Source organism: Sphingobium phenoxybenzoativorans, assembly GCF_001757355.1.
Taxonomy (GTDB): domain Bacteria; phylum Pseudomonadota; class Alphaproteobacteria; order Sphingomonadales; family Sphingomonadaceae; genus Sphingobium; species Sphingobium phenoxybenzoativorans.
Genome location: NZ_MINO01000114.1, coordinates 1 through 7,899, shown reverse-complemented (window position 1 = coordinate 7,899; position 7,899 = coordinate 1). Strand labels below are relative to the sequence as shown.

At 63.3% G+C, this 7,899-nt stretch carries 7 protein-coding genes; 5 read left to right on the top strand and 2 right to left on the bottom strand.

Annotated features, from left to right (window positions below):
• On the top strand, positions 1-507 hold a 507-nt coding region (locus tag BHQ40_RS23250), incomplete at its 5' end, for a lytic transglycosylase domain-containing protein (RefSeq protein ID WP_031290286.1).
• Between the two features lie 244 nt (positions 508-751).
• Here BHQ40_RS23250 and BHQ40_RS27010 read toward each other — a convergent pair.
• Entirely contained in the window at positions 752-1,315 is a 564-nt protein-coding gene (locus BHQ40_RS27010) for a GTP-binding protein (protein WP_171905943.1), read from the bottom strand.
• Between BHQ40_RS27010 and BHQ40_RS27005 the strand changes: the two genes are divergently transcribed.
• The 3 genes from BHQ40_RS27005 to BHQ40_RS23240 are packed head-to-tail and all read left to right on the top strand — an operon-like array spanning position 1,217 to position 2,780.
• Positions 1,217-1,825: a superoxide dismutase family protein gene (locus tag BHQ40_RS27005; RefSeq protein WP_354321743.1), complete on the top strand. Its 609-nt coding sequence runs from the start codon at positions 1,217-1,219 to the stop codon at positions 1,823-1,825. The genes BHQ40_RS27010 and BHQ40_RS27005 overlap by 99 nt on opposite strands.
• Positions 1,822-1,998, top strand: a complete 177-nt coding sequence (locus BHQ40_RS26390; protein WP_021688148.1) for a hypothetical protein — start codon at positions 1,822-1,824, stop codon at positions 1,996-1,998. Before BHQ40_RS27005 ends, BHQ40_RS26390 begins: the two co-directional genes overlap by 4 nt.
• Before the next feature lie 53 nt (positions 1,999-2,051).
• Positions 2,052-2,780, top strand: coding sequence for a helix-turn-helix transcriptional regulator (locus BHQ40_RS23240; RefSeq protein WP_021243116.1), 729 nt, complete (start codon positions 2,052-2,054; stop codon positions 2,778-2,780).
• A gap of 227 nt (positions 2,781-3,007) precedes the next feature.
• Here BHQ40_RS23240 and BHQ40_RS23235 read toward each other — a convergent pair whose 3' ends face one another.
• On the bottom strand, positions 3,008-4,219 hold the full coding sequence (locus BHQ40_RS23235) for an IS256 family transposase (protein ID WP_011950834.1): 1,212 nt from the start codon (positions 4,217-4,219) through the stop codon (positions 3,008-3,010).
• A 678-nt stretch (positions 4,220-4,897) separates the two neighbouring features.
• Here BHQ40_RS23235 and BHQ40_RS26585 point away from each other — a divergent pair.
• Positions 4,898-7,750, top strand: coding sequence for a DUF8426 domain-containing protein (locus tag BHQ40_RS26585; RefSeq protein WP_021688147.1), 2,853 nt, complete (start codon positions 4,898-4,900; stop codon positions 7,748-7,750).
• The last annotated feature ends 149 nt before the right edge of the window (positions 7,751-7,899 follow it).

The window sequence follows — 7,899 nt, the reverse complement described above, 5'->3', positions numbered from 1 at the left end:
CTCGCGGCGATTGCGTTCCTGCCCGCCGCGCTGACGCCCGCGCCTGCGCTGGCGAAACCGGGCGCGCCTGGCGAGGCGGCTGAGATCGCTCGCTGCATTCGCGTCGCCGCGCGCGGCTATGGCTGGCTCGAAAAGACGCTCTGGGGCCTGCGCGAGCAAGAGGCGGGCTGGATCGGCGCAGAGGTCGCCAATACCAACGGAACGCACGATCTCGGGCCACTCCAGATCAACACATGGTGGGTGCCGCGCCTAGCTCGAGTAATCGATAGGCCCGAGCATCAGGTCCGACACTGGCTGCGCTACGACGCCTGCTTCAACGCCGAAGCCGCACGCTGGATTTTCCTCTCCGGGCTGGAGGCGACTGGCAATTATTGGGCGGCGGTCGGCATCTACCACAGTCCCACTGCGTGGCGGCAGCGCAGTTATGCCTCCAAGGTCGCCACCCACATGCGCAAGTTATACGGCAGAGATGTGTTCGCGCCCCGTAGTTCGGAACGAAAGAGGTAGAGTGGATGAGGCCGTGAGCGCGGTCGGCAGTGGCGCCGGACCGGATCGTACACGGCTCCACTGTGCGGCTATGAATGCCCTCGATCCTCCAATGGGCTCGTCCGGCAATCGGGAGGCGTAGAAATAATCAGCATCAGGGCGGGCAGGCTCATGTCACTTTGGTCAGCAACGGGCGCGGACTAGCATATGTTCCTGCCATCCAGCACGGCACCCTGGCCTCCGGCCCGGCCCAAGGGCGCCTGTGTCAGGCGGCCTCGGCCTCGGCGGGCGTCCATGACGGGAATGGATCCCTCAGGCCCATCCAGAGTTCCGGGGTGAACGTGCGGACCGGCATCAGGCATTCATCGAGCCGGGGCCGGATGCGGGCTTCGTCCATGCCGATCCCGATGAACACCAGTTCTTGCCGCCGGTCGCCCCACACATTGTCCCAGTGGGCCGCGACAAACCGCTCGAAGCGATCATCATCGGGCCATTGGTTTTTGGGAATGCTCGCCCACCAGCACCCCATGCGCGAGGTCATCGTCTGCGAGCCAGCAACGGCCAGCTCGCCCACCCACTCGGGCCGCGTCGCCAGCCAGAAATGCCCCTTGGCGCGCACGACATTGTCGAGACCATCCGTAACCAGGAATGCATGGAGCTTCGCTGGGTCAAAGGGTGCGCGCGCACGGTAGACGAAGCTTTCGATGCCATATTCCTCGGTCTCCGGCTGATGGCTGGCGTAGCCGTAGAGCTCCTTGGCCCAGAGCGGATGCTGCGCGGCCTTCTCTTCATCGAACAGCCCGGTGTCGAGAATGGCGTCGAGCGGCACGCGGCCGTGATCGCAGGTCAGGATGCGCGCATCCGCATTGAGCGAGGCGATCAGTTTCTTGACGGTCGCAAGCTGATCCGCGGACACGGCGCTCGCCTTACCGATGCGTCCAAAGGCGCGTTGCTTCGGATCGAGGCGCGCGGCTTGCCGCCGGGTTGGCACGGCGTCCATTTCCACGAGAAGGCGGATTGCGGAGACGCGGCTTTCCAGGGCGCCGGTGGTCATGTCCATTCGGAAAAGCCGATCGTGCATGGATTCCGGGTCGAGGGTGCAAACGATGCCGGCGACCTGCCCAATATCCATGTGCAGGAAGACGGCAGTGTCACGGTCGAGCTCTACTCCACGCTGGTTTCGGCCAGTGGTGCCGATGGTCGACCTGCGCTCAAAGATGCGGACGGGTCGGCGCCGGTAATCCACGCCAATCCTGATGACTATAGGACGCAACCGATCGGGGGGCGCCGGCGAGCGAATCGCCTGTGCGGTCATTCCATAATCATCTTTGTTCAATGACCCGTACCCGCCAGTTCTATGCCGACGCCATGCTGACGATTATCGCCGCTCATTGCCTCGGGACGCTCGATGCGTTTCGCGCCCATCTGGCATCCTTGGCGCAGATTACAGTGCGTTTGCTTTCACCGCTCACATCCGACGCTACCGTCTCGGAGAACCCATTGCACGACTAGTTTCAGGAACGGGTGAGCGGACAAAGAGCCACGCGCCCGACGAGGAGGAAGCCATGTATGTCGGACCGCACCTGCGCAAAGCGCTCTCACGCCTCAACAGGGCATCCTCGATCGAGGCACTGCGCGACGGACTAGCCGATGCCGCGCGGCAGATGGGCTTCCCCTTTGTTGCGCTCGTTCAGCATGGCGGTCTTCCACGGCTGGTCGAGCGTTCTATGGTTGTCACTAACTATCCTGCGGAATTCGTCCAATCCTACATCGAGAACCACTATTTCATCATCGATCCGGTATATGAGGTAAGCTATCAACTCGACCGACCGTTCGGCTGGGACGAGATCACCAACTACGTCGAGCTTGCCGATCACCAGCATGCCCTTTTCGAGGAAGCGCAGGGCTACGGGATCATTCACGGCATCACTGTGCCGCTGCACATACCGAGCGAGACATACGCATCCTGTACCTTTTCCCGCCCGACGCCGATCGCGATCACACCGTCTTTGATGACCACGCTCCAGATCGTCGCAGGCTTCGCGTTCAAGACTGGCCTTTATCTTCATCACGCCATGCAAGGCCGCAATGTTCCTCGGCTTACGCGCCGCGAGGCCGAATGCACTGCGCTGATCGCGCTCGGCAAGACCGACTGGGAGATCGGCGAGATCCTCGGAATTGCTCAGACCTCGGTGCGGTATTTCATATCCAGAGCCAAGCAACGCTACGGTGTTTTCCGGCGCTCCGAGCTCGTCGCTCGCGCTATTGTTGACGCCCAGATACCGATGAACTGACTTATTATCGTTGACCCTATGCGAAGAAGGTCGCAAACCACATGCGTCGGCGGTTTGGTCCGGACGTGTTTGCGGCAAGCTGCGGGAACTTGGTGAAGTAGTTTTGGGCGATGAATACAAGCGGTTGAATAGCTTTCAATGCTGGCCTCCAAGGCTGGGCAGGCAGCCCGTTCGGGTCGCGTCCGTCAATGTGGTGTAGAATTGGGTGTGGCCAGCGGGCTGCATTTTCAGGCGGCCTTGGGTGTAATCTGTAGCGGCTGTGCCTCCTCGATCATTGGTGTAGCAAGGGCGGCCATGCCCTCGATCTGCATGTAGCGGTGCTGGAGCTGGTATTCGTCATTCTGCTCCAGCAGGACGGCGCCGACGAGGCGGATGATGCTATCCTCGTTCGGGAAGATGCCGACGACATCGGCGCGGCGCTTCACTTCCTTGTTCAGGCGTTCCAGTGGATTGGTGGAATGTAATTTGACGCGGTGCTGCTCGGGGAAGGTCATGTAGGCCAGCACGTCGTGCTCGGCATCGTCCATGCAGGCGCCGAGCTTTGGCCAGCGGGTACGCAACTGGTCGGCGACCTGGCGCCAGACCTGTGTCGCGGCGGCATGGTCGGGCTGGAGGAAGACCTGGCGGATGGCAGCGGCGACGACGGTGTTCTGGCCCTTGGGCACGTAGGCCAGGGCATTGCGCATGAAGTGGACGCGGCACCGCTGCCAGGTGGCGCTGAGCACGCGAGTGATCGCTGCCTTGAGGCCCTCGTGGGCATCGGAGATGACCAGCTTCACGCCGGTCAGTCCGCGGCGTGCGAGGTCCTTGAGGAAGCTCGACCAGAATGGCTCGGCTTCGGAGGGTCCAATGTGAAGGCCAACGATTTCGCGCTTGCCCTCGGTGTTGACGGCAACGGCTATTATCGCGGCGACACTGACGATCCGCCCGCCCTCGCGCACCTTGAGGTAGGTAGCATCGAGCCAGAGGTAGGGCCAGTCGCCGGTGAGCGGCCGCTTAAGGAAGGCATGGACACGTTCGTCGATATCCTTGCACAGCTTGGACACCGAGGATTTGGAGATGCCGGTCATGCCCATGGCCTGCACCAGCTCGTCGACACGCCGGGTGCTGACGCCGGCGATCCACGCCTCCTGGATCACCGCGACCAGCGCCTTCTCGACGGTCTTCCTGGGTTCCAGGAAGCCAGGGAAGTAGGCGCCGGTCCGTAGCTTGGGAATCCTCAGGTTGAGCGTGCCGAGCCGGGTATCGAGGCTGCGGTCGCGGTAGCCGTTCCGCCAGGTCGTCCGGTCGCCGGAGCGCTCGTGTCGGCTAGCGCCGACCAGGCCATCGACGTCGGCCTCCATGATGATCTGTAATACGCTCTCGGCGATCGTGCGCAGGAAATCTCCATCTCCAGTCTTCGCCATCAGCTCGGCAAGCGGTAGTCTGTCGTCGGTCATCGGGATCAACTCCTCGGTGGGCGTGTGAAGTGTGGTAACTCCACCTTACCGATGAGCCCGGTGGCCACCGAGATCGAAATCGCATGGGGTGGGGCATGCCCCACCCCATGCGATCATCTCAATCTACACCAGAAATTACACCACGAGCGCGGACGCTAACCCCGTTCGCTGCATCTGCCCTCCGAGGTCAACCCTTTTCAGCGAACACTGGGATCGTACCTAAGGTTGTGCGCTGGCCACCTGCGCTTTGCAGCTTCCACCCCAATTCAGCGATGCATCGTTCGCCGTCCTCCAGCGCCTGCGCGGAAGTGTGGACGGAGTAGTAGCCTGGATGCAGCTTGTGCGGAGACGCAGGCTGCCAGGGTGGCGCCTGAGGCTTGAAACGCGGCTGCCGCGGCGTGAATGATCCGTGAGATACTGACAATGGGCGACCCAAGTGATCGCGGCGCATCCGCGGACGACAAACGCCCTGCTGCTCGCTGGCGCGAGAAATCGTTAGTATCCATCTGCGAGGGGCGCGGTGCCCGCAAAAGAGGTCGGGCGTTTGGTGAACCCTGGGTCAGCGGACTGGTTTCGGCCGCCATTGCGGCACCACATTCGTGGGCGCTTTACGGAATGTGAACAGACGATGCTTAATGGATCGTTGCGGCGTGACAGTCGGGTCTGGCCGGAGGAACAGTGAGAGAGAACGAATTTCGAGCGTGGCTGATGGCCAAGGGCTATGCCGAGCATTCGGTAACCAGCGACATCAGCCGGATGCGCCGGGTCGAGGCGGCGATGCCCGACTATGGCTTGGTCGACCGGGATCTGGACCAGGCCTATGAACGCGACGCGATGGAGGCGCTGCTCGCGGCGCTGCGGCAATCGATCGACGATCTGCCGCACAATACGCCGCCTGCCGTGCTGGTTCCGCGTTCGAACAATTATGATGAGCGGTTGCGAACGGCCTTGCGGGGTGCGGAGGCCTATCGGGAATTTTGCCGGGGCGAGGCGGGGGAAGAGCAGGGAGACGCCGACCGGGTTCGCCGGCATGCGATGGAGCATTATTTTGCGCCGGCGCGCGGGGCGGGCGAGGCCATTGTGGAGATCCCCGTCCGCGAGATCAACGCCGCGCTCGAGCTCAAGAACCACTACAAGAATATCTGCCAGGCCCTTGCCGGTCCCAAGATGCAGGCGCTCGCCGATGTTCCGCCGCCGGTGCGGACGGGCAAGAACGACAGCCCGTTCACGATTTTCCGCTACACGCTGACCCGCTTCGACCGAAGCATGCTTGAGCGCCTGCGGAAGCTGTTCGTCGAGAAGCATCCCGACTTTCGGGATTTCGGCGACAGTGCAAGCTATGCATCGGCCGAGGATAACTACAAGCGCGCGCTTCTCATTCGCGCCGAAGAAATGATGGAGGAACATCGCTCGTCCGACGATGCGGTGCTTGGCGCTGCTCTGCTCGATCTCGCGTCGGGCAAGGCCGGGCTTGAGAGCAACCTGCTCGACTGGCGCGTGGCCAGGATGGTCGCCGATATCCGCGCGAGCGACCCGGGCGTGATGGAAGAGTCCGCTGGCAAGCTGGCGCGCGCGCCCGATGCGATCGCTGCGGTGACCGAATGCGCCGAGCGCATCTGGCCTCATCTCTGCGAGAAATGGACGACAAGCCGGCCTCTGGCGGAAAGCCGCACGATCCCCACGATGATCCGGGCCCTGGTCGATCCACGGGCGATGCTCGGCATTCGCTCGAGACCCACCGACAATGCCGCGCGGATGCTGATGGGCTCCCCCGCTTTTGGCGCCCAGCCTCTCGGTGCGGCGGAACTGGCGGCGGTGCTGGATCTGGCGAGGCGCATCTTCGCGATCATGGAGGAGGAATGGGGCTGGAGGCCGCGCGACCTGTGGGACGTGCAGGGCTTCATCTGGGAAACCTGCCAGGAGCGTTTGCCGCCCGTCGAGGAGAAACCGGCCGATCGGGCTGGAACGAGAAAGAGAATGACCATGCCGACCAACCTCATCCTCTACGGCCCTCCGGGGACGGGCAAGACCTATGAGACTGCGCGGGAGGCCGTGCGCCTGTGCGGTGAGGCGGTCCCGGAGGACCGTGACGAGCTGATGTCGCTTTATCGCGCACTGAGCCAGAAGGGCCGCATCGAGTTCGTCACCTTCCATCAGAATTTCAGCTACGAGGATTTCGTCGAAGGCCTGCGTCCCGTGTCGGGCGAGGGCGAGGATGGCGCCGATGCGCCCGCCGGCTTCAGCCTTCAGCCCCAGGACGGGATCTTCAAGCGGATCGCCGATGTTGCCGGGAGCAACCGCGGCAAGGTGGGGCAGGGCGACCGGGCCGTAATCGATCGCAGCCGCAAGGTGTTCAAGATGTCGCTCGGCCGGAGCTGGTCGTCACGTGACGACCTCATCTACCAGGAAGCCATTCGCGAGGGCTATGTGGTCCTCGGCTGGGGCGGCGACGTCGACTGGTCCGATCCGCGCTACGATCAATGGGACGCGATCAAGGAGCGGTGGCGGCAGGATCATCCCGACGCCAGCGGCAACGACCCGAACATGTCGCAGATGTTCACCTTCCGCATCAACATGGAGATCGGATCGCTGGTCGTCGTCTCCGACGGCAACCGCAAGTTCCGTGCGATCGGCGAAGTCACCGGACCCTATCGGTTCGTGCCCGGCGTGAACGGCGAATACAACCATCGCCGGGCGGTTCGCTGGCTCTGGCACAGCGACGAAAGCCTGCCCCGCGAGCAGGTCTACAATAAGGAGCTGAGCCAGGTCTCGGTCTACCAGATGGACAGCCGTCATGTGAATTGGGACGGTCTTGAACAGACGGTGGCGACCGGCGACGACGGGAGCGGGACGGGGACGCCCGAAGGCCATGTCCTGATCATCGACGAGATCAACCGCGCCAACATCTCCAAGGTGTTCGGAGAGCTGATCACGCTGATCGAACCCGACAAGCGGCTCGGCATGGGCAATGGCCTGACCGTCCGCCTGCCTTACTCCAAGGCCCCGTTCGGGGTGCCGGCCAACCTGCACATCCTTGGCACGATGAACACGGCGGACCGGTCCATCGCCTTGCTCGACACCGCGCTGCGTCGGCGCTTCACCTTCCGGGAGGTCGCGCCAGACCCCGAACTGCTCGTGGACGCGGAGGGGCGTTCCGCCGTGCCGCTTCGGGAGGCTCTCGAAACCATCAACGAGCGGATCGAATATCTGGTCGATCGCGAGCATCGCATCGGCCACGCCTTCTTCATGCATTGCGCGTCGCGCACCGATGTCGACGCGGTCATGCGCGACAAGATCATTCCATTGCTCCAGGAGTATTTCTTCGAGGACTGGGGACGGATCCATGCGGTGCTCGGGAGTGGCTTCATCGGTCAGCGCGTGCTGAAGGCGCCGCCGGGAATCGACGGGCTGGAGCGCAAGAGCTGGTTCGTGCGCGTGCCCTTCGCAGACGATGCCTATGAGGCGCTGGTCGGGAAGGTTGCCGCGGCACAGGACGGCGTGGCCGATAATCCGGCACCGCAAACGGCGTGACGCATCTTGCGGTTCCCGAATGGGGCCGGGCGCCGGTTGGCCCGCAAGGTTTCTCCGTCGCGCAGGCCGAGGCGCTTGTCGCCGCGGCGAGGGGGCATCCGCTTGGCGGCGCGGATGGATCGGGGATCGTCTCCGACCATCGTCATTAC

Excerpts from the sequence above, each read along its gene's own strand:
- BHQ40_RS27005 (WP_354321743.1), top strand. The coding sequence starts at position 1,217 with ATGGCTGGCGTAGCCGTAGAGCTCCTTGGCCCAGAGCGGATGCTGCGC.
- BHQ40_RS26390 (WP_021688148.1), top strand. The coding sequence starts at position 1,822 with ATGACCCGTACCCGCCAGTTCTATGCCGACGCCATGCTGACGATTATC.
- BHQ40_RS23240 (WP_021243116.1), top strand. The coding sequence starts at position 2,052 with ATGTATGTCGGACCGCACCTGCGCAAAGCGCTCTCACGCCTCAACAGG.
- BHQ40_RS23235 (WP_011950834.1), bottom strand. The coding sequence starts at position 4,219 with ATGACCGACGACAGACTACCGCTTGCCGAGCTGATGGCGAAGACTGGA.